Here is a 22,319-nt window from a genome sequence, read left to right as displayed (position 1 = left end):
AATCACCGCAATTAGCGCGCCAAAGCTACGGCGCTGACCTCTTCTGCTACCCGCTCGGTAGCGTCCGGAATCGAAGCGCCACGCGCTCGTTCCGCCATATCCAGCAAGGTTTCCCGATCCCAGCTCGCCAGAGTAGAGGCTACCGCCTCAACCGTGAACGCCGGCTGTTCGAGAATTTTCGCCGCGCCGGCTTTTTCCAGCGGCAGCGCATTCCAGTACTGCTGACGATCTTTGTGCTGGAACGGTACAAACAGCGCCGGTAAGCCCGCAGCCGCGATTTCGCTAACCGTCAGGGCGCCGGAACGGCATACCACAACATCCGCCCAGGCATACGCCGCGGCCATATCATCAATAAATTCCGTCACTTTATGCTGCGGCTGCCCCGCGGCGGCATAGGCCTGCTGTACGGTTTGCTGGCCGCCTTTACCGCTCTGATGCCAGATGGTCACCGTATCGCCGAGCTTCGCCGCCACCTGCGGCATGGTCTGGTTCAGGACGCGCGCGCCCTGAGAGCCACCGACCACCAGCACGCGAATAGGCCCCTGACGGCCCACCAGACGCTGCCCCGGCAGCGGCAGCGCCAGCACATCGGTGCGCACCGGATTCCCGACGACGTCCGCATGCGGAAAGGCGCCGGGAAACGCCTGCATCACTTTCTTCGCAATCTTCGCCAGCCATTTGTTGGTCAGGCCGGCAATGCCGTTTTGTTCGTGGAGGACCACCGGGATCCCCAGCGACCACGCCGCCAGGCCGCCAGGCCCGGACACATAGCCGCCCATACCCAGCACCACGTCCGGCTGGAAACGCTTCATGATCGCCCGCGCCTGACGCCAGGCGTTGAAGATCCGCACCGGCGCCAGCAGCTGTGCTTTGATCCCTTTGCCACGCAGGCCGGAGATACGGATAAAATCAATCTCGATGCCGTTTTTCGGCACTAAATCCGCTTCCATACGATCGGCGGTACCCAGCCAGCGAACCTGCCAGCCCTGGTCCATTAGATAGTGTGCGACCGCCAGTCCCGGGAACACATGCCCGCCGGTACCGCCCGCCATCACCATCAACCGCTTTTCCTGACCTCTCATCGAACACCCCGTGTAAACGCCTGGGCTTTTTCCAGACGCGTTTCATAATCAATTCGCAACAACAACATGATGGCCGTCGACATAATCAGCAGACTGGAACCACCATAACTGATCAGCGGCAGCGTCAAACCTTTCGTCGGCAGCATCCCCGCCGCCGCCCCGACGTTAACTAACGCCTGGAAGCTAAACCAGATACCAATCGCACAGGCGAGGAAGCCGGAGAAGCGATGATCGATCTCCAGCGCTTTTCGGCCAATCGACATGGCGCGGAAAGCGACGAAGAATACCATTAAAAGCGCCAGTACCACACCGATATAACCGAGTTCTTCGCCGATGATGGCGAAGATAAAGTCAGTGTGCGCTTCCGGCAAATACTCCAGTTTTTGCACCGAGTTGCCGAGTCCCTGCCCCCACATCTCGCCACGGCCAAAGGCCATCAGCGACTGGGTCAGCTGATAGCCACTGCCGAACGGGTCTTCCCACGGGTTCCAGAAGGAGGTCACGCGGCGAATACGGTACGGTTCGGCGAGGATCAACAGGACCACCGCCGAGATGCCCATGCCGATAATAGCGATGAACTGCCACAGCTTGGCGCCGGCGAGGAAAAGCATCGCCAGCGTGGTGACGAACAGCACCACCACCGTACCGAGGTCAGGCTGCGCCAGCAGCAGGATGGCCAGTACGAAAATCACGCCCATCGGTTTTAAGAAGCCGCGCAGGTTGTTGCGCACTTCGTCGGCTTTGCGCACCAGATAGTTGGCGATGTAGCAGAACAGCGACAGCTTGGTGAACTCCGCCGGCTGGATGCGCAGCGGACCGAGGGCGATCCAGCGCGATGCGCCGTTTACCGAGCTACCCACCACCAGCACGATCAGCAGCATGACGATCGAGGCGATCAGCATCGCGGTACTGTGGCGCTGCCAGAAATCCATCGGCAGGCGCAGCGTCACCAGCGCGAGGACAAAGGCCAGCACAATGTACAAGCCGTCACGTTTGGCGAAGAGGAAAGGATCGTTCGCCAGGCGCTGCCCCACCGGCATTGACGCCGAGGTCACCATAATAAAGCCGATCGCCGCCAGGCCGAAGGTCAGCCACAGCAGCATCCGGTCATACATCACCAGACTGTCGTTATCTTTTGGGCGCGAGCCCATCACCCAGCCTTTCAGCGCGGCGAACAGCCAGGCGAAGATAAACATCCCCGGCAGTCGCGGCAGTCTCAACCGAGGCAAGCTCAGCTGCGGCATTCTCAGGCGTGGGAGAGAGAAACGCATCAACCTAACTCCTTCGCCAGGCGGGCAAACATCTCGCCCCGTTGTTCAAAGTTCTTAAACTGATCCAGGCTGGCGCAGGCCGGCGACAGGAGAACCATATCGCCCGCCTTCACCAGGGGCGCTATCTGACGCATCGCCTGCTCCATGGTTTCAGTTTGTACCGCCACCTCAGGACGCAGCTCGGCGAGCTCGGCGCCGTCGCGACCAAAGCAGTACAGACGGATACGATCGCCGCCAAGGTAGCGCTTCAGCGGAGTGAAATCAGCGGACTTGCCGTCGCCGCCCAGCAGCAGATACAGCGTGCCATCAAGCTGCAGGCCGTTCAGCGCCGCCTCGGTACTGCCGACGTTGGTTGCCTTCGAGTCGTTAATCCAGCGCACGCCGTTGTGATCCAGCACCAGCTGGAAGCGATGCGCCAGGCCGGTAAAGGTGGTCAGCGCCTTCAGGCTGCTGGCACGCGGCAGACCCGCGGCATCGGCCAGCGCCAGCGCCGCCAGGGCGTTGCTGTAGTTATGCTGACCCGTGATAGACATCTCTTTCACATTGAGGACTTTCTCACCTTTTACGCGCAGCCAGGTCTCGCCCTGCTGACGGTTAAGGTGGTAGTCACCGACATCGACGCCAAAGCTGATGCAGCGATCGTCCGCGCCGCGTACCGGCATGGTGAGCGCATCGTCCGCGTTGACCACGCAGGTCTTCGCATTCTCGTAAATCCGCAGCTTCGCGGCGCGATACTGCTGCAGCCCCAGCGGGTAGCGGTCCATATGGTCCTCAGTCACGTTGAGGATGGTTGCCGCCACCGCCTGCAGGCTGGAGGTGGTTTCCAGCTGGAAGCTGGAGAGCTCCAGAACATACAGCTCACGATCGGTATCCAGCAGCATCAGCGCCGGCAGGCCGATATTGCCGCCCACGCCGACGTTAACCCCGGCCGCTTTCGCCATCTCGCCCACCAGGGTGGTGACGGTGCTTTTGCCGTTCGAGCCGGTAATGGCGATGATCGGCGCCTGCGCTTCGCGGCAGAACAGTTCGATATCGCCAACGATCTCTACGCCAGCGTCCGCCGCCGCGCTCAACGAAGGATGAGCCAGCGCGATGCCGGGACTGGCGACAATCAGATCCGCCGCCAGCAGCCAGGTATCATTGAGGCCGCCGACATGGCATTCGACCGATTCAGGCAATTTATCCAGCCCGGGAGGCGCGACGCGGGTGTCCATCACGCGCGGGGTTACGCCGCGCGCCATGAAAAAGTCCACGCATGACAGGCCGGTCATGCCCAGCCCAATAATGACGACTTTTTTACCCTGATAATCTGCCATGATTAACGTACCTTCAGCGTCGCCAGGCCAATCAGCACCAGCATCAGCGAAATAATCCAGAAGCGCACGATAACGCGCGGCTCCGGCCAGCCTTTCAGTTCATAGTGGTGGTGGATCGGCGCCATGCGGAAGATACGCTGACCGCGCAGCTTAAAGGAGCCGACCTGCAGGATCACCGACAGGGTCTCCACCACGAAAACGCCGCCCATAATCACCAGCAGGAATTCCTGACGCAGCAGCACGGCGATAATGCCCAGCGCGCCGCCGAGCGCCAGCGAACCGACGTCGCCCATAAAGACCTGCGCCGGGTAGGTGTTAAACCACAGAAAGCCTAGCCCCGCGCCGACGATCGCCGTACAGACGATCACCAGTTCGCCGGCGTGGCGCAGATAAGGAATGTGCAGGTAGTTGGCGAAATTCATGTTACCGGTCGCCCACGCCACCAGCGCAAAACCCGCCGCGACGAAGACGGTGGGCATGATCGCCAGGCCGTCGAGACCGTCGGTCAGGTTAACCGCATTGCCAGTGCCGACAATCACGAAGTAGGCCAGCAGGATATAGAACAGCCCCAGCTGCGGCATGACGTCTTTAAAGAACGGCACCACCAGCTCGGTCGCCGGGGTGTCTTTCCCCGCCAGATACAGGGCAAAGGCTACCCCAAGGGCAATCACCGACATCCAGAAGTACTTCCAGCGGGCGATCAGACCTTTGGTGTCTTTGCGCACCACTTTACGGTAATCATCAACGAAGCCGATGATGCCGTAGCCGATCAACACCGTCAGCACGCACCAGACGTACGGGTTGGACGGGTAAGCCCACAGCAGCACCGACACAGTGATCGCGGTGAGGATCATGATCCCCCCCATGGTCGGGGTACCGCGCTTACTGAAATGAGACTCCGGACCGTCGTTACGAACCACCTGGCCGAAGGAGAGTTTTTGCAGACGAGCGATCATGCGCGGGCCCATCCACAGAGAGATGAACAGCGCGGTCAGCAGGCTGACGATGGCGCGAAACGTCAAATACGAAAAGACGTTAAAGCCGGAATAATATTTGACCAAATGTTCGGCCAGCCATACTAACATGTCCCAGTCTCCTGTAATGCGCGTACTACCTCTTCCATGGCGGCACTACGTGAACCCTTCACTAAAATGGTCATTATCTTATGCTCCGCCAGCAGCTCGCGCAGGCGAGCCACCACGGCGGCTTTATCGTTAAAATGTTCGCCCACGCCGCTGGCGCGGCTGATATCCGCGCTCAAGACGCCGACGCTGAGAACGCAATCCAGCCCTGCCGCTTTCGCCGCTTCGCCGACTTCACGGTGGCAAGCCGCGCTTTCCGCGCCAAGTTCGGCCATATCGCCGACCACCATCGTCCGGAAGCCCGGCATCTCTGACAGGACCTGCACCGCTGCGGTCATCGAACCGACGTTAGCGTTATAGGAGTCATCCAGCAGCAGCTGGCTCTCGGTCAGGCGGATCGGGAACAGACGTCCCGGAACGGCCTGCAGCTGCGCCAGACCGGCTTTCACCGCCGCCAGATCGGCGCCTACCGCCATCGCCAGCGAGGTCGCCGCCAGCGCGTTAGCGATGTTGTGGCGTCCCGGCAGCGGCAGCAGTACATCAACGTTACCGGTTGGAGTCTGCAGCGTAAATTCGGTGCCGTGGCTGGTGATCTGCACGTTAGTCGCAGTGAAATCGCTGTTGGCCGCATTCGGTGAGAAGCGCCACACTTTGCGATCGCCAATCACTGCCTGCCAGTTCAGCCAGTCGTTGTTGTCGGCATTGAGAATGGCGATGCCGTTTTCCGGCAGACCGGTATAGATTTCGCCCTTCGCCTTCGCCACGCCCGCCAGCGAGCCGAAACCTTCAAGGTGCGCGGCGGCAAGGTTGTTGACCAGCGCCGCTTCAGGACGCGTCAGGCTGACGGTCCAGGCGATTTCGCCCTGGTGGTTGGCGCCGAGCTCAATCACCGCGTACTGATGTTCTTTGGTCAGACGCAGCAGAGTCATCGGTACGCCGATATCGTTGTTCAGGTTGCCGGCGGTATACAGCGTGTTGCCGCACTGGCTGAGGATCGCCGCGGTCATCTCTTTGACCGAGGTTTTACCTGACGAGCCGGTTAGGGCGACGACGCGGGTCGGCACCTGCTGACGGACCCAGGCGGCTAACTCGCCGAAAGCCTGCCGGGTATCTTTCACGATCACCTGCGGGAGATCGCAGGCCAGCGGACGGCTCACCAGCAGCGCGCCGGCGCCTGCCGCTTTCGCCTGTTCGGCAAAATCATGGGCGTCGAAACGCTCGCCTTTTAGCGCCACAAACAGGCAGCCCGCTGTGACTTTACGGGTGTCGGTGGTCACCTCGTCGATAGCGATATCGCTACCCTGCCGTTCGCCATGGGCGATCGCGGCGAGCTGGCTTAACGTAAAGCGAATCATGCTACCGCTCCCAGCAGACGCGCGACGGTGACGCGGTCGGAATAATCCAGACGACGGTTACCGACGATCTGGTAATCTTCATGGCCTTTACCCGCCACCAGCACCACGTCGTTCTCCTGCGCCTGCATCACGGCGTTGGTCACCGCTTCCGCACGGCCTTCCATCACTTTTGCATGACCTGCATCGAGCATGCCGGCCAGAATATCGTTGATAATCGCCCGCGGTTCTTCGGTACGCGGGTTGTCGTCAGTGACGACCACGATATCGGCGAACTCTTCTGCAATCGCCCCCATCAGCGGACGCTTGCCTTTGTCACGGTCTCCGCCGCAGCCGAAGACGCACCACAGCTTGCCGCTGCAGTGCAGGCGCGCGGCCTGCAGTGCTTTTTCCAGCGCGTCAGGGGTATGGGCATAATCCACCACCACCGCCGGTTTACCGGGCGCGCTGAACACTTCCATACGGCCGCATACCGGCTGTAAACGCGCCGCAGTTTTCAGCAGATCGGCCAGCGGATAGCCCAGCGCCAGCAGCGTGGCCAGCGCCAACAGGAGGTTGCTAACGTTAAAGGCGCCCATCAGGCGGCTTTCGATTTCACCGTTGCCCCAGCTGGAGTCAAACTGGATGGTGGCGCCGCTGTCGTGATAGTTGACCGCGGTGGCCTTCAGCCAGCGGCCGTGGCAGTTCGGATTGATATGATCTTCCATCGACACCGCCACCGCGTCCGGCAGCTTCGCCAGCCAGCGACGACCGACTTCATCGTCAGCGTTGACGATGGCCTGGCCGCAATGGTGGGTGGAGTACAGCAGCCATTTCGCCGCTTCGTAGTGCGCCATGTCGCCATGGTAGTCGAGGTGGTCGCGGCTCAGGTTGGTAAATACCGAGGCAGCAAACTGCAGGGCCGCCACGCGGTGCTGCACCAGCCCGTGGGAAGAGACTTCCATCGCGCCGAAGGTTGCCCCCTGCTCGACCAGACCGGAAAGCACGTGCTGAACATCGACCGCAGAACCGGTGGTGTTTTCGCTCGGCACCACTTTATCCAGCAGGCCGTTGCCGACGGTCCCCATCACCGCGCTGGTTTCGCCGAGCAGTTTCGCCCATTGCGCCAGAAGCTGGGTGGTGGTGGTTTTGCCGTTGGTACCGGTCACGCCCACCAGACGCAGCTGCTGCGACGGCTGATGATAAAAACGCCCGGCCAGCGCCGATAAGCGTTCGTTAAGCTGGCTCAGGTAAATAACCGGCACGCCGTGCATTTCACGGATCTCACCGTCTTTAGCTTCGCCCTGGGCTTCAGCAATAATGGCAGCCACACCTTGCGCTATCGCCTGCGGGATATAACGACGCCCGTCCGCCTGATGACCCTGTACCGCGATAAAGAGATCGCCGGAAGCAGCCACCCGGCTGTCCAGCGTCATCTCTCGCAGAATGCGCTCCGGTGCGTTTGGCACCCATGGAGCGAGAAGGTCGCGCAAATTACGATCTGCCACCTGTTCCCTCGCCTTGATTAATTACAAATTCACTTTTTTCGCCCGTTGCCAGCGCATCCGGCTCGATGTTCATGGTGCGCAATACGCCGCCCATGATGGCACCGAACACCGGCGCGGAAACGGCGCCACCGTAGTATTTACCTGCCTGCGGGTCGTTGATCACCACCACCAGCGCAAAGCGCGGATGGCTGGCGGGCGCAACGCCTGCGGTGTAAGCAATATATTTGTTGATGTAGCGGCCATCCGGCCCCACTTTTTTCGCCGTACCGGTTTTAATCGCGATGCGATAGCCTTTGATCGCCGCTTTCACGCCGCCGCCGCCAGGCAGCGCCACGCTTTCCATCATATGAACGACGGTACGAACGAGTGATTCCGGGAAGACACGTTCGCCCGGAACCGGTGGATCAACTTTGGTAATCGACAGCGGGCGATAGATGCCGTAGCTGCCAATCGTTGCGTAGACTCGCGCTAACTGTAACGGGGTTACCATTAGCCCGTAGCCGAAAGAAAAGGTGGCCCTCTCTATGTCAGACCACCGTTGTTTTTGAGGATATAAGCCACTGCGTTCTCCGACCAACCCCAAATTGGTCGCCTTTCCAAGCCCAAAACGTGAGTAAGTATCTACTAACGCTGAGGACGGCATCGCTAACGCCAGCTTAGAAACACCGACGTTACTCGACTTCTGTAGTACCCCGGTCAGGGTCAATTCGCTGTAGCGCGCCACGTCTTTAATTTCGTGGCCGTTAATTCGATAAGGCACGGTATTGAGCACGGTATTTTCGTTGACGATACCGCGCTGCAGCGCCGTCATCACCACCATCGGCTTCACCGTCGAACCCGGTTCGAACACGTCGGTGATGGCGCGGTTACGCATGGTGTCTTTCGCCGTGCCGGCAAAGTTGTTTGGGTTGTAGGACGGGCTGTTGGCCATCGCCAGCACTTCGCCGGTGTTCACGTCCACTAACACCGCGCTGCCGGACTCGGCTTTGTTAAAGGCCACGGCGTTGTTCAGCTCACGATAGACCAGCGCCTGCAGACGCTCGTCGATACTCAGCGCCAGGTTGTGCGCCGCCTGGCTGTCGGTGGAAGAGATGTCTTCAATTACCCGGCCATAGCGGTCTTTACGCACGATACGCTCGCCCGGCTGGCCGGTGAGCCATTTATCAAAGCTTTTTTCGACCCCTTCAATCCCCTGGCTGTCGACGTTGGTAAAACCGATGAGGTGAGCGGTCACTTCCCCGGAAGGGTAGTAACGACGGGATTCTTCACGCAGATGAATGCCCGGCAGCTTCAGTTTTTTGATGTAGTCGGCCATGTCAGGGTTAACCTGACGCGCCAGATAGATGAAACGCATCCGCGGATTGGTATTGATGCGCGTCGCCAGCTGATCCAGCGGCATATTGAGGGCATCCGCCAGCGCCTTCCAGCGCGTATCCAGGGTTACCCCGCCGGCATCATGAAGTTCTTTTGGATCGGCCCAGATAGCCTTCACCGGCACGCTGACCGCAAGCGGACGACCGGAGCGGTCGGTAATCATCCCGCGCGCGGTGGATACTTCCTGTACGCGCAGAGAACGCATATCGCCCTGGCGCACCAGCATGTCCGGGCTGACTACCTGTAGCCAGGCAACCCGCCCCAGCAGAAAAGCCAGCGCCAGTAGAATACAGCCGCACAGCAACGCAAAACGCCAACTGATAAAGTTGGCCTGTTCTTCCTGACGTTTTGCTTTAGGCGTTTTTGGCGCTGCTTTCATCCGTCGCAATAATCCTTATTTCTGTACAACGATATTTTCTTGGGATGGATCGACGTGCTGCATCTGCAACTTCTCGGTCGCGATCCGCTCAACCCGACTGTGATCGCCGAGCGCGTTCTCTTCGAGGATCAGGTTGCGCCATTCAATGTCCAGGGCGTCGCGTTCCAGAACCAGTTGTTCACGCTGCGCGGTCAGCAGGCGCGTGTGGTGCGCGGTGGTGACCACGGTAATCGCCGTAATAATGATGCAAATGAACAGGCAGAGTGGCAGTTTCCCAAACCGCAGAAGGTCGTCCCCGATCACGCCAGGCAAAGCATGGCGCTCGTTGCTTCCAATCGACCCTTTAACCTTGCTTAAGGCCTCTGTCACTCTGCCGATCATGCGTTCGTCCTCTCTGCAATACGCAGCACTGAACTACGGGCGCGTGGATTCTCTGCCACCTCTTCTTCGCCCGGCATCAACTTGCCTAGTGCTCGTAACTCACGGCCGCCCAGTTTTTTGAGCTGCGATTCGGTCATCGGTATTCCCGCCGGAACCTGCGGACCGCGGCTTTGCTCGCGCATAAAGCGCTTTACAATGCGATCTTCCAGCGAATGAAAACTAATGATCGACAGCCGCCCGCCTGGGGCCAGCACGCTGAGCGAGCTTTTTAGCGCCTGCTCTATCTCCTCCAGTTCACTGTTTACCCAAATGCGCACCGCCTGGAAGGTACGGGTCGCGGGATGTTTGTGCTTATCTTTTACCGGCATAGCCGCGGCGATGACCTCCGCCAGCTCTTTGGTGCGAGTCATCGGTGCAATGCGATTACGTTCGACGATCGCGCGGGCGATCCGTTTGCCGAAACGCTCTTCGCCGAAGGTTTTAATCACCCAGGCGATATCCGCTTCTTCAGCGGTCTGCAACCATTCGGCCGCAGACTGACCGCGCGTCGGATCCATGCGCATATCCAGCGGTCCGTCGCGCATAAAGGAAAAACCGCGTTCCGCATCGTCAAGCTGTGGGGAAGAGACGCCGAGATCGAGCAGAATGCCGTCGATCTTACCGGTAAGATTGCGCTCGCCGACATAATCAGCAAGCTGTGAAAATGGACCATGTACGATGGAAAAGCGGGGATCATCGATGGTTTGCGCGACGGCAATCGCCTGTGGATCGCGATCGATTGCCAGCAAGCGTCCTTCCGCTCCCAGCCGGGAGAGGATCAGGCGCGAGTGACCGCCGCGACCAAAGGTACCATCAATATAGATACCGTCTGGACGAATATTGAGGCCGTTGACGGCTTCATCCAGAAGTACCGTAGTGTGTTTAAAATTTTCCATCATTTTTATAAAGACAAATCCTGCAGGCGCTCCGACAGTTCACCGGTCGCGGACTGCTCAGCGTCGATATCTTCCTTGACCCGTTGATACCAGGTCGTTTCGTCCCACAGTTCAAATTTATTAAACTGCCCGACCAGCATCACTTCTTTTGTCAGCCCGGCATGCTGCCGTAACACCGGCGCAATCAGCAAGCGACCAGCATTATCCATCTGACATTCGCTGGCATGACCCAGAAGCAAACGCTGTACGCGCCGCTCAACGGGATTCATGCTCGATAAACGCGACAATTTCTGCTCGATGACTTCCCATTCAGGCAATGGATAAAGCAGCAGGCACGGGTGATGAATGTCAATGGTGCATACCAATTGACCGGCAGCGTCCTCGATCAGCCCATCGCGATAGCGCGTTGGCACGGCCAGGCGGCCTTTGCTGTCGAGATTGACTAACGTTGCTCCACGGAACATGCCAGCCTCACCCCTTTTCGCCACTTTATCCCACAAATTCCCACCAGAAGGAGTTTACGGAGCGGAGGAAAAGCTTGTCAAGCCAGCACGAATGCCAACGGAGCTCAAAAACCCATTATTTACAGCCGACATTAGCCCTGATGAAAAAATCATCAACAGGCGAGGCAAATTAACGTTATGAATACGTGTAAGAAAATAACCAACAAACTCGTAACAGTTATAAACAACAAAATATCTTCGGCGGGAAAATATAAAGTGTCAGTTTGCGACGCGAGCGGCATTTTAGGCCATTATGCCGGCCGTTAACAGTACCTGTTGCTGCCTGAGGGGTGGACCAGGCGCGGGATAAGGCAGGGGAGAACGGTGGTGGCGAACAAAATGGGTGTTAATTCAGCAATTAACCTGGTGAATGTAACAAAATAATACAATTAAAGCCTGCACAATCATTTTTTGTGTCCTGTTTTGAGTCACAAAACGATTGCCAGGGAATAAAATAAAATAACGCGTAAAGAAGTTTAGGGATTTGTCTGAAATATATTCAGTTTTGCATTCTGGACGTCAGTTGCCTGATTTATCGCCAGCGGCCTGCTCTCTGGCAGGCCTGCCAGGAATAATCCTGGATGCTGACGATATTGCGCCCTTAACGGCGATTCAGGCTGCCGCGGCGATAAAGATTACGACGAATACGGCTGAGGCCCGGCTTCGGCTTGCGCGGTTCATCGAGGCTAGCGAGGACGATCTCGAGCACCCGCTCAGCAACATCGCGATGGCGCTGGGCCACGGCCAGTACCGGACACTGCAGGAAATCGAGCAGCTCATTATCGCCGAAGGTGGCGATCGCCAGCTCGGAAGGCAGTTTACCCTCACGGCGCAGCGTCACATCCATGACGCCCTGCAGCAGCGGGAAAGAGGTGGTAAACAGCGCCTGCGGCATCGGATGGGTTTCAAGCCATTTTTCAAACAGCTGGGCCGCCGCTTCTCGCTCATAGCTGTTGGCATAGAGATAATGCACCTCACGCGGATCGTCCTGCCAGGCTTTACGGAAGCCTTGCTCGCGCAGGAAGCTCACCGACAGTTCCGGCAGCGCGCCAAGATAAAGCACCGTTTCGCCTGGAAAAGTCCGCAGCTCGGCGGCGAGCATCTCGGCGTCATCCTGATCAGCGCCGACGACGCTGGTGAAGTGCTCGCGATCAAGGGCGCGGTCGAGGGCGACAATCGGAAACGGATCGTTAGCCCAGCGCTGGTAGAAAGGGTGCTCCGGCGGCAGCGAGGTGGAAACAATGATGGCGTCCACCTGGCGCTGTAGCAGATGCTCGATACAGCGCATTTCGTTATCGGGCTGATCCTCCGAGCAGGCAATCAGCAGCTGATAGCCGCGCTGGCGCGCCTGCCGCTCCAGATAATTTGCAATGCGGGTATAGCTGGTGTTTTCCAGATCCGGGATCACCAGACCGATAGAGCGTGTGCGTCCTGCACGCAGGCCAGCAGCGACCGCATTCGGATGATAGTTGTGCTCTCGCACGACAGCCATCACCTTTTCGACCGTCTTGTCGCTTACGCGGTACTGCTTCGCTTTGCCATTAATCACATAGCTCGCGGTGGTTCTTGAAACACCGGCCAGCCGGGCGATTTCATCCAGTTTCACAATTGCCCCTTGGGTAAGAAGTGCCAAACATAACCATTATTCAGGTATGGAACCCTTTTTATAACATCTAAGCGCAGAATAGTTAGCGCAGCAACCGCTTTCGCTTACAGTTCCTACTGATTTCGCAAAAAAAAAGCCCGACAGTCGCTGCCGGGCTATTTTTGCATCAGTTCCCGATCCTCAGCGCATGATTTTATCACCGCGAGACAGGCCGACCACGCCGGAGCGAGCCACTTCCACGATCCGAGCGACATCGCGCAGGGAGGCCAGGAAAGCGTCGAGCTTATCGCTGGTGCCGGCGAGTTGAACGGTATAGATAGAAGGCGTCACGTCGATAATCTGTCCACGAAAGATTTCGGTGTTGCGCTTCACTTCTTCACGGCCGTAACCGCTGGCCTGGACCTTCACCAGCATGATTTCGCGTTCGACATGAGCCCCCTGCCCCAGCTCGCTGACCCGCAGGACATCCACCAGCTTGTGCAGCTGCTTTTCAATCTGCTCGATCGCTTTTTCATCGCCCACGGTCTGGATGGTCATCCTGGAGAGGGTCGGATCGTCCGTCGGGGCGACAGTCAGGCTTTCTATATTATAGCCGCGCTGGGAAAAGAGGCCGATAACGCGGGACAATGCGCCCGATTCGTTTTCCAGTAATACCGATAATATCCGGCGCATAATCAGGTCCTCTCCGTTTTGCTCAACCACATTTCATCCATGCCGCCGCCGCGGATCTGCATGGGGTACACATGCTCACTGCCGTCGACGGTGACATCGACAAACACCAGCCGGCGCTGTCGCACCTGCTCCAGGGCTTCTGCAAGCTTCGTCTCCAGCTCCTGCGGCTCGCTGATGCGGATCCCAACGTGGCCGTAGGCTTCCGCCAGACGAACGAAGTCCGGCAGCGACTCCATATAGGACTGCGAGTGGCGCCCGGAATAGAGCATATCCTGCCACTGCTTCACCATCCCCAGATAGCGGTTGTTGAGGTTAAGCACCAGGACCGGCAGCTCATACTGCAGCGCAGTAGAGAGTTCCTGAATGTTCATCTGGATACTGCCGTCACCGGTCACGCAGACGACCATTTCGTCCGGCAGAGCCATTTTGACCCCCAGCGCAGCCGGTAGGCCAAAGCCCATGGTGCCGAGGCCACCGGAGTTAATCCAGCGCCGCGGCTTGTCGAAGGGGTAATAGAGGGCGGCGAACATCTGGTGCTGACCCACATCGGAAGTGACATAGGCATCGCCCTGAGTCAGGCGCCAGATAGTTTCTATCACCGCCTGCGGTTTGATCTTGTCGCTCTGGTCGTCGTAGCGCAGGCAATGGCGGGCGCGCCACTGCTCAATCTGCTGCCACCAGTCGCGAATGTCGTCCAGCGGCTGCTGCGCCTCTTCCTGCTCCAGCAGCTCCAGCATCTGTTCCAGCACCAGCCGGGCATCGCCGACGATCGGCACATCTGCCGGCACGGTTTTCGAGATTGAGGTCGGATCGATATCAATATGCAGCACAGTCGCGTTCGGACAGTATTTGGCCAGGTTATTGGTGGTCCGATCGTCAAAGCGAACGCCGACGGCAAAAATCACGTCTGAATGGTGCATGGTCATGTTGGCTTCATAGGTGCCGTGCATGCCCAGCATCCCCAACGCCTGCGAGTGCGTCGCCGGGAAAGCGCCCAGCCCCATCAGGGAGGAGGCCACCGGCAGCTTCAGCTTTTCCACCAGTTCGCGCAGCTGTGGTTCGCATTGCGCATTGATCGCCCCGCCGCCGACGTAGACGACCGGCTTGCTCGCCGCCACCAGGGTCTGCAGGGCGCGTTTAATCTGGCCTTTATGGCCGCTGGTCGTCGGGTTATACGAGCGCATGCTGACCGCGTCTGGCCAGACGTACGGCAGTTTCTTCGCCGGATTGAGTATATCCTTCGGCAGATCGACCACCACCGGCCCGGGGCGACCGCTGGCCGCTAACCAGAAGGCTTTCTTCAGCACGCCGGGAATATCTTCGGTCTGCTTCACCAGGAAACTGTGCTTCACCACCGGGCGGGAAATCCCCACCATGTCGCACTCCTGGAAGGCATCGTAGCCGATAAGCGATGTCGCCACTTGCCCTGAGAGGATCACCAGCGGGATAGAGTCCATATAGGCCGTCGCGATACCGGTGATGGCGTTCGTCGCCCCAGGCCCTGAGGTCACCAGCACCACACCGACCTCCCCGGTCGCTCGCGCCAGACCATCCGCCATATGCACCGCCGCCTGCTCGTGGCGAACCAGCACATGATCGATACCGCCAAGGGTATGTAACGCATCATAGATATCGAGGACTGCGCCTCCGGGATAGCCGAATACTTGCTTGACGCCCTGATCGACAAGCGATTGGACGACCATCTCGGCTCCTGACAACATCTCCATGGTTTGCCTCCAGGCTTATTGTTTTACGACAGCGGAACTCAATTTCCGCGCGCTCGCACGATGCGAAGGGGTACCCCTCCGCACTGAGGTGAATGGACTGCATGCCACTACCATAACTGCTCGCCAGCAGGCAGGCAATTCGCCACGACAGGGGCTTTCTAAGTGGAATAAGAAGAAAAACAAGCGGAGAGAGGAAAATATGGTGGAATGCTTCAGAGATAAGAAAAGAGAATAGTAAATACTCGGAGAAAAGGCGCGATAGCAGGAATTGATCCATTTTTTGTTAACGGGCGGAGAGCAACTGAAAGGGTAAACAGCATAAAATTCTGCATTCTTGTAATTCAATCATATAAAAAAAGGAGCCGAAGCCCCTTTCATGATCATTGCCATCGGCTCAGCGCTGACAAATATCCACCAGCAGCTCTTCCATCCACTGATGGCCTTTATCGCGACCCGCCGCTTCGTGCCAGGAGAGATAGCAGGTCCGGCTATTCACCTTCAGCGGCAGAGGTAATATTTGCAGCGCTAACTTATCGGCAAACTCATTTGCCAACCAGCGCGGCGCAATGGCCACCATCTGTGTTTGTGACACCACGTTTAATACGCTGACCATCGCATTACCTTGATATGCGATGCGCGCTTGTTTATCGGCCGTGTCATACCACGGCAGACTGAATGAGGCATACCGATCGAGAGCCACCGCGGCATGCTCCTCGCGATAAATATCAGCCTCCATCACCGGTCCGGAGATACGCGGATGGTTGCGACTGGCCACCAGAACCATTTCATCTTTGAATAGCGGCACACAGGCAAACTCAGGGCGACGGAACTCTTCATAACCGATCACAAATTCCGTTTCCTGATAACGTAGCTGATGTTCCGTATTTTGATTAAGCGCTGATTTAAAGACTAAATGAATATTGGGCGCGATTTCAGCGACTTTATTAAATATCACCGACGTCAGGATGTTATCCAGCGGGCTACAGACGCACAGATTGAAAACACGCTCACTGCTCAGTGGTTCAAAACCGGAGCCTGGCAATTCGTTTTGCACCAGCTGCAGCGCCTGGCGCACTGAGCCAAAGAGCTGATAGGCCCGCGCCGTCGGCTGAATACCGCGGCCATAGCGCACAAACAGTTCATCATTAAACATCACTTTCAGACGTGAAACCGCGTTGCTCACCGCCGGTTGAGACATGCCTAGCGTATGGGCGGCACGGGTAATATTCTGTTCCTGCATAACCGCATCAAAAACGGTAAGCAGATTGAGATCAACCATCCGTAGTTGAGGTTTTACGACTTCCTGTCCGGGGGCTGATTTATATTCTGGACTTTCAATTAACATATCTAGTTCCGCCGTCACGATGAATTCCCTTTACTAAACCGCTATGATTAGCGGCGAAAATATCATTTATCATGCTAATGACATTTGCAAAATAGCAAAGGTGTATTTTAGGAATATATCAAGGCTATGAGTGGCAGTGTAAATCCGGTACCGCCGGAATAGGTGAACTGCTCAAACCATACTAGTTACTTAATGATGATGAGTTTAACCATAATTCAGAAAAATAAAAACAACACCAATGATTAACTGTAACTTAAGCAATAATAAAGCATTTTATTTTCCACCCCATAAAATTAACAACCATTTATCATTGAAAAAAGAGCCGTTAAGGGGTGGAGATATTCACACGAAAAATAAATATAATCTTTTCATTTAGATAGCGATTTTTTGCCGCCTCGCTCGCGGTGCATCGTGAGCGAAGCCTTTAATGCAAAGTACATTGTCAAATGAAACATATCCCAGTGCGCTCCCGCAGGGCCAAAAAAGGATCTTCGGCAAAAAAGGGCAAACATCAGCACAATTAGCTAATTCACGCCGTGGACCAAAAACGCTTTTTCCATGCCAGGGGTTGACTTTGAAACGGCTATCCAGTAACTCTAAAAGCATAACGATTTCATCTGGAGTTTGACGCAATGATTCGCACCACTCGCATCACCAGCCTACTACTACTAAACGCATGCCATTTGCGCGGTAGGCTGTTGGGCGACGTTCAGCGTTAAGTCATCTTCCAGCAAGACTATAAAACCCGCGCCTTGGCGCGGGTTTTTTTATGCTCGTCAACAAGGCGCCAGGACACAGACTAAGGATCCAAACCATGAGCCAGCAAGTCATTATTTTCGATACGACCTTACGTGATGGCGAACAAGCGTTACAGGCAAGCCTGAGTGTCAAAGAGAAGCTGCAGATCGCTCTGGCCCTCGAGCGCATGGGTGTTGACGTGATGGAAGTCGGTTTCCCGGTTTCTTCTCCGGGCGATTTTGAATCCGTGCAGACCATCGCGCGCACCATCAAAAACAGCCGCGTATGCGCTCTGGCGCGTTGCGTTGAGAAAGATATCGACGTGGCGGCGGAATCCTTAAAGGTGGCCGAAGCGTTCCGTATCCACACCTTCATCGCCACCTCGCCGATGCATATCGCCACCAAACTGCGCAGCACCCTGGATGAAGTCATTGAGCGAGCGGTTTATATGGTGAAGCGGGCGCGCAATTACACTAACGATGTCGAATTCTCCTGTGAAGACGCCGGCCGTACGCCAATAGCTGACCTGGCTCGCGTCGTGGAAGCAGCGATTAACGCTGGCGCCACCACCATAAATATTCCGGATACCGTCGGCTACACCATGCCGTTCGAGTACGCCAACATTATCAGCGGCCTGTATGAGCGCGTACCGAATATCGACAAAGCCATTATCTCCGTTCACACCCATGATGACCTGGGCATTGCCGTCGGCAACGCCCTCGCCGCAGTCCACGCCGGAGCTCGCCAGGTAGAAGGCGCGATGAACGGTATCGGCGAGCGCGCCGGCAACTGCGCGCTGGAAGAGGTCATCATGGCGATTAAAGTGCGCAAAGACATCATGAACGTGCACACCAATATCAACCACCATGAAATCTGGCGCACCAGCCAGACCGTCAGCCAGATCTGCAACATGCCGATCCCGGCGAACAAAGCCATCGTCGGCACCGGCGCCTTCGCCCACTCCTCCGGTATCCACCAGGACGGCGTGCTGAAGAACCGCGAAAACTACGAGATCATGACCCCGGAATCCATCGGTCTGAACCAGGTGCAGTTGAACCTGACCTCCCGTTCCGGCCGCGCGGCGGTGAAACACCGGATGGAAGAGATGGGCTACCAGGAGAGCGATTACAACCTGGATCATCTGTATGACGCGTTCCTGAAGCTGGCGGACAAAAAAGGACAGGTCTTCGATTACGATCTGGAAGCGCTGGCCTTTATCAACAAGCAGCAGGAAGAGCCAGAGCATTTCCGCCTGGATTACTTCAACGTTCAGTCCGGCTCCAGCGATATCGCCACCGCCTCGATCAAACTGGTCTGCGGGGATGAGATCAAAACTGAAGCCGCCAACGGCAACGGTCCGGTCGATGCTATCTACCAGGCGATTAACCGCGTCACCAATTACAACATTGAATTAGTGAAATATGGCTTAAGCGCGAAAGGCCACGGCAAAGACGCCCTGGGCCAGGTGGATATCGTCGTTGACTACAACGGCCGCCGTTTCCACGGCGTTGGTCTGGCAACGGATATCGTAGAGTCGTCAGCCAAAGCGATGGTTCATGTGCTGAACAACATCTGGCGCGCCGCCGAAGTCGAAAAAGAATTGCAACGCAAAGCTCAGAATAAAGAGAACAATAAGGAAACCGTGTAATGTCGAAGAATTACCATATTGCCGTTTTGCCGGGTGATGGCATTGGCCCGGAAGTGATGAACCAGGCGATGAAAGTACTGGAAGCCGTGCGCCAACGTTTTGCCATGCACATTACCACCAGCCAGTACGACGTCGGCGGCGCGGCCATCGACCGCCATGGAACTCCCCTGCCGCAGGCGACGGTCGCCGGATGCGAGCAGGCGGACGCGATCCTGTTCGGCTCCGTTGGCGGCCCGAAGTGGGAACACCTGCCGCCCGCAGAACAGCCAGAGCGCGGCGCCCTGCTGCCGCTGCGTAAACACTTCAAACTGTTCAGCAACCTGCGCCCGGCCAAACTGTATCAGGGGCTGGAAGAGTTCTGCCCGCTGCGCGCCGACATCGCCGCCAACGGCTTCGACATTCTCTGCGTTCGCGAACTGACCGGCGGCATCTACTTCGGCCAGCCGAAAGGCCGCGAAGGCAGCGGTCAGCATGAGAAAGCTTTTGATACCGAGGTGTATCACCGCTTTGAAATCGAACGTATCGCGCGCATCGCTTTTGAATCTGCCCGTAAACGTCGTCACAAAGTGACCTCCATCGATAAAGCCAACGTTCTGCAGTCCTCTATTCTGTGGCGCGAAATCGTCAGTGAGATCGGCAAAGAGTATCCGGACGTTGAGCTGGCGCATATGTATATCGATAACGCCACCATGCAGCTGATTAAAGATCCGTCTCAGTTCGACGTGCTGCTGTGCTCCAACCTGTTCGGCGACATCCTCTCCGACGAGTGCGCAATGATCACCGGCTCGATGGGTATGCTGCCGTCCGCCAGCCTTAACGAACAAGGTTTCGGCCTGTACGAGCCTGCAGGCGGCTCGGCGCCGGATATCGCTGGCAAAAATATCGCTAACCCGATTGCGCAGATCCTCTCCCTGGCGCTGCTGCTGCGCTATAGCCTTGACGCTAACGAGGCGGCGAGCGCAATTGAAAGCGCGATTAACCGCGCTCTGGAGGAAGGGGTTCGTACCGGCGACTTAGCGCGCGGCACGGCGGCGGTCAGCACTGATGAAATGGGCGATATCATTGCCCGCTATGTCGCAGAAGGGGTGTAATCATGGCGAAGACGTTATACGAAAAATTGTTTGATGCGCACGTGGTGTATGAGGCGCAAAACGAAACCCCGCTGTTGTATATCGACCGCCATCTGGTGCATGAAGTTACCTCCCCGCAGGCCTTTGACGGCCTGCGCGCCCACGGCCGCCAGGTGCGCCAGCCGGGTAAAACCTTCGCCACCATGGATCACAACGTCTCGACGCAGACCAAAGACATTAACGCGTCCGGCGAGATGGCCCGCATTCAGATGCAGGAGCTGATTAAGAACTGTAAAGAGTTCGGCGTTGAGCTGTACGACCTGAATCACCCGTACCAGGGCATCGTTCACGTAATGGGCCCGGAACAAGGGGTGACCTTGCCGGGGATGACCATTGTATGCGGCGACTCCCATACCGCCACCCACGGCGCGTTCGGCGCGCTGGCCTTCGGCATCGGCACTTCCGAAGTGGAACATGTGCTGGCGACCCAGACCCTGAAACAGGGTCGTGCGAAAACCATGAAAATCGAAGTGCAAGGCAAAGCGGCGCCGGGCATCACCGCCAAAGATATCGTGTTGGCGATCATTGGTAAAACCGGCAGCGCCGGCGGCACCGGCCACGTGGTGGAATTCTGCGGCGAAGCGATCCGCGATCTGAGCATGGAAGGCCGCATGACCCTGTGCAACATGGCGATCGAGATGGGCGCCAAAGCGGGCCTGGTCGCGCCGGATGAAACCACCTTCAATTACGTACGCGGCCGTCTGCACGCGCCGAAAGGCAAAGATTTTGACGATGCGGTGGCGTACTGGAAAACCCTGAAAACCGACGACGGCGCCACATTTGACACCGTGGTGACGCTGCAGGCGGCGGAAATTGCTCCGCAGGTGACCTGGGGCACCAACCCAGGCCAGGTGATTTCGGTCACCGATAATATCCCTGATCCTGCGTCATTCAGCGACCCGGTGGAACGCGCCAGCGCTGAGAAAGCGCTGGCCTATATGGGACTGAAATCCGGCATCCCGCTGACGGAAGTGGCTATCGATAAAGTGTTCATCGGCTCCTGTACCAACTCGCGTATCGAAGATTTGCGCGCCGCGGCGGAAATCGCCAAAGGGCGTAAAGTGGCGCCGGGCGTCCAGGCGTTGGTGGTACCGGGTTCCGGTCCGGTGAAAGCGCAAGCGGAAGCGGAAGGCCTGGATAAGATCTTTATCGAAGCCGGCTTTGAGTGGCGCTTACCGGGCTGCTCGATGTGTCTGGCGATGAACAACGACCGCCTGAACCCGGGCGAGCGCTGCGCCTCCACCAGCAACCGTAATTTTGAAGGCCGTCAGGGCCGCGGCGGACGCACGCACCTGGTGAGCCCGGCAATGGCCGCGGCGGCGGCTGTGACCGGCCATTTCGCCGATATCCGTAATCTGAAGTAAGGAGACCATCATGGCAGAGAAATTTACTCAACATACCGGCCTGGTGGTTCCGCTGGATGCTGCAAACGTCGATACCGACGCGATCATTCCCAAGCAGTTTCTGCAGAAAGTGACCCGCACCGGCTTTGGCGCGCACCTGTTCAACGACTGGCGCTTCCTCGATGATAAAGGTCAACAGCCGAACCCGGAGTTCGTGCTGAACTTTCCTGAGTACAAAGGCGCCTCTATCCTGCTGGCGCGGGAAAACTTCGGCTGCGGCTCCTCCCGCGAGCATGCGCCGTGGGCGCTGACCGATTACGGTTTTAAAGTCGTTATCGCCCCAAGCTTTGCCGATATTTTCTACGGCAACAGCTTCAACAACCAGCTGCTGCCGGTGACGCTGAGCGATGAGCAGGTCGACGAGCTGTTCAGACTGGTGCAGGCCAACCCGGGCATTACGTTTGAAGTGGACCTGGAAGCGCAGGTGGTGAAAGCGGGGGATAAAACCTACAGCTTTAAGATCGACGATTTCCGTCGCCACTGCATGCTTAATGGCCTGGATAGCATCGGCCTGACGCTGCAACATGAAGCGGCGATTTCCGACTATGAGCACAAGCTGCCGGCGTTTATGAATTAAGCTTCGCGCCCGGTCATTTGACCGGGCTTTTTAATTTATTGCGGCAGAAAATTGAGATCTCACGCACAAAAAACAATATTAATTCTTCGAACGTCAGCCCATGACGTTGGCCTGCCCCACGCGATAAAGACGAATGATTTCGCTTTCTTCCCCCTGACCTGCGCGGTTTATGTATTAACCCTTCACTGCAAGTAAAAATAAGGTATGAGTGTTTAATATAAAAATATAACAATGTGAAAGAAGCGTTAATCTCATAGAGAACCCCTATAGCTCACAGCAAAAAAAAACATTATTTTTCAATTTTTCCCCTC

General features: G+C 57.1%; 19 protein-coding genes. 5 read left to right on the top strand and 14 right to left on the bottom strand.

Annotated features, from left to right (window positions below):
- Positions 1–11: 11 nt before the first annotated feature.
- From murG to leuO, 14 genes are all read right to left on the bottom strand, one after another.
- Entirely contained in the window at positions 12–1,082 is a 1,071-nt protein-coding gene (gene murG, locus ACQUTP_RS17965) for an undecaprenyldiphospho-muramoylpentapeptide beta-N-acetylglucosaminyltransferase (protein WP_285755754.1), read from the bottom strand.
- Positions 1,079–2,353: a cell division protein FtsW gene (ftsW, locus tag ACQUTP_RS17960; protein ID WP_004204337.1), complete on the bottom strand. Its 1,275-nt coding sequence runs from the start codon at positions 2,351–2,353 to the stop codon at positions 1,079–1,081. The genes murG and ftsW overlap by 4 nt, the downstream gene beginning before the upstream one ends.
- The gene (gene murD / locus ACQUTP_RS17955) at positions 2,353–3,669 is read right to left on the bottom strand and encodes a UDP-N-acetylmuramoyl-L-alanine--D-glutamate ligase (RefSeq protein WP_023291980.1); all 1,317 of its coding nucleotides are present in this window, start codon (positions 3,667–3,669) and stop codon (positions 2,353–2,355) included. Before murD ends, ftsW begins: the two co-directional genes overlap by 1 nt.
- Before the next feature lie 2 nt (positions 3,670–3,671).
- Positions 3,672–4,754 (bottom strand): phospho-N-acetylmuramoyl-pentapeptide-transferase, encoded by a 1,083-nt coding sequence (mraY, locus tag ACQUTP_RS17950; RefSeq protein WP_004204335.1) that lies wholly within the window; start codon positions 4,752–4,754, stop codon positions 3,672–3,674.
- Entirely contained in the window at positions 4,748–6,106 is a 1,359-nt protein-coding gene (gene murF / locus ACQUTP_RS17945; protein WP_049004286.1) for a UDP-N-acetylmuramoyl-tripeptide--D-alanyl-D-alanine ligase, read from the bottom strand. The genes mraY and murF overlap by 7 nt, the downstream gene beginning before the upstream one ends.
- Entirely contained in the window at positions 6,103–7,590 is a 1,488-nt protein-coding gene (murE, locus tag ACQUTP_RS17940) for a UDP-N-acetylmuramoyl-L-alanyl-D-glutamate--2,6-diaminopimelate ligase (RefSeq protein ID WP_017901188.1), read from the bottom strand. The genes murF and murE overlap by 4 nt, the downstream gene beginning before the upstream one ends.
- Positions 7,577–9,343, bottom strand: coding sequence for a peptidoglycan glycosyltransferase FtsI (locus tag ACQUTP_RS17935; RefSeq protein WP_004204330.1), 1,767 nt, complete (start codon positions 9,341–9,343; stop codon positions 7,577–7,579). The genes murE and ACQUTP_RS17935 overlap by 14 nt, the downstream gene beginning before the upstream one ends.
- Before the next feature lie 15 nt (positions 9,344–9,358).
- Entirely contained in the window at positions 9,359–9,724 is a 366-nt protein-coding gene (gene ftsL, locus ACQUTP_RS17930; protein WP_002888550.1) for a cell division protein FtsL, read from the bottom strand.
- A complete protein-coding gene (rsmH, locus tag ACQUTP_RS17925; protein ID WP_017901189.1) occupies positions 9,721–10,662 on the bottom strand; it encodes a 16S rRNA (cytosine(1402)-N(4))-methyltransferase RsmH in 942 nt (313 codons plus the stop codon). Before rsmH ends, ftsL begins: the two co-directional genes overlap by 4 nt.
- A gap of 2 nt (positions 10,663–10,664) precedes the next feature.
- Complete coding sequence (gene mraZ / locus ACQUTP_RS17920; RefSeq protein WP_004204327.1) at positions 10,665–11,123, bottom strand: division/cell wall cluster transcriptional repressor MraZ; 459 nt, start codon at positions 11,121–11,123, stop codon at positions 10,665–10,667.
- A gap of 640 nt (positions 11,124–11,763) precedes the next feature.
- The gene (gene cra, locus ACQUTP_RS17915) at positions 11,764–12,768 is read right to left on the bottom strand and encodes a catabolite repressor/activator (protein ID WP_004145952.1); all 1,005 of its coding nucleotides are present in this window, start codon (positions 12,766–12,768) and stop codon (positions 11,764–11,766) included.
- A 180-nt stretch (positions 12,769–12,948) separates the two neighbouring features.
- Positions 12,949–13,440 carry an acetolactate synthase small subunit gene (gene ilvN / locus ACQUTP_RS17910; protein ID WP_002888536.1) on the bottom strand — a complete coding sequence of 164 codons (492 nt, stop codon included), beginning with the start codon at positions 13,438–13,440 and terminating at the stop codon, positions 12,949–12,951.
- A gap of 2 nt (positions 13,441–13,442) precedes the next feature.
- Complete coding sequence (gene ilvI / locus ACQUTP_RS17905) at positions 13,443–15,167, bottom strand: acetolactate synthase 3 large subunit (RefSeq protein ID WP_049004284.1); 1,725 nt, start codon at positions 15,165–15,167, stop codon at positions 13,443–13,445.
- A 394-nt stretch (positions 15,168–15,561) separates the two neighbouring features.
- A complete protein-coding gene (gene leuO / locus ACQUTP_RS17900; protein WP_072140386.1) occupies positions 15,562–16,530 on the bottom strand; it encodes a transcriptional regulator LeuO in 969 nt (322 codons plus the stop codon).
- 614 nt (positions 16,531–17,144) lie between these two features.
- Here leuO and leuL point away from each other — a divergent pair.
- The 5 genes from leuL (at position 17,145) to leuD (ending at position 22,008) form a co-directional block, all read left to right on the top strand.
- Positions 17,145–17,231, top strand: coding sequence for a leu operon leader peptide (gene leuL / locus ACQUTP_RS17895; protein WP_017901192.1), 87 nt, complete (start codon positions 17,145–17,147; stop codon positions 17,229–17,231).
- A 95-nt stretch (positions 17,232–17,326) separates the two neighbouring features.
- Positions 17,327–18,898, top strand: a complete 1,572-nt coding sequence (gene leuA / locus ACQUTP_RS17890; RefSeq protein ID WP_004204323.1) for a 2-isopropylmalate synthase — start codon at positions 17,327–17,329, stop codon at positions 18,896–18,898.
- Positions 18,898–19,989 carry a 3-isopropylmalate dehydrogenase gene (gene leuB / locus ACQUTP_RS17885; RefSeq protein ID WP_249108095.1) on the top strand — a complete coding sequence of 364 codons (1,092 nt, stop codon included), beginning with the start codon at positions 18,898–18,900 and terminating at the stop codon, positions 19,987–19,989. The genes leuA and leuB overlap by 1 nt, the downstream gene beginning before the upstream one ends.
- 2 nt (positions 19,990–19,991) lie before the next feature.
- Positions 19,992–21,392 (top strand): 3-isopropylmalate dehydratase large subunit, encoded by a 1,401-nt coding sequence (gene leuC, locus ACQUTP_RS17880; protein WP_004177417.1) that lies wholly within the window; start codon positions 19,992–19,994, stop codon positions 21,390–21,392.
- A 10-nt stretch (positions 21,393–21,402) separates the two neighbouring features.
- A complete protein-coding gene (gene leuD, locus ACQUTP_RS17875; RefSeq protein ID WP_004204321.1) occupies positions 21,403–22,008 on the top strand; it encodes a 3-isopropylmalate dehydratase small subunit in 606 nt (201 codons plus the stop codon).
- Positions 22,009–22,319 lie beyond the last annotated feature (311 nt).

The organism is Klebsiella sp. 2-CIP_Kleb., assembly GCF_050378715.1.
Taxonomy (GTDB): domain Bacteria; phylum Pseudomonadota; class Gammaproteobacteria; order Enterobacterales; family Enterobacteriaceae; genus Klebsiella; species Klebsiella quasipneumoniae.
This window is presented reverse-complemented; position numbering and strand designations above follow the sequence as displayed.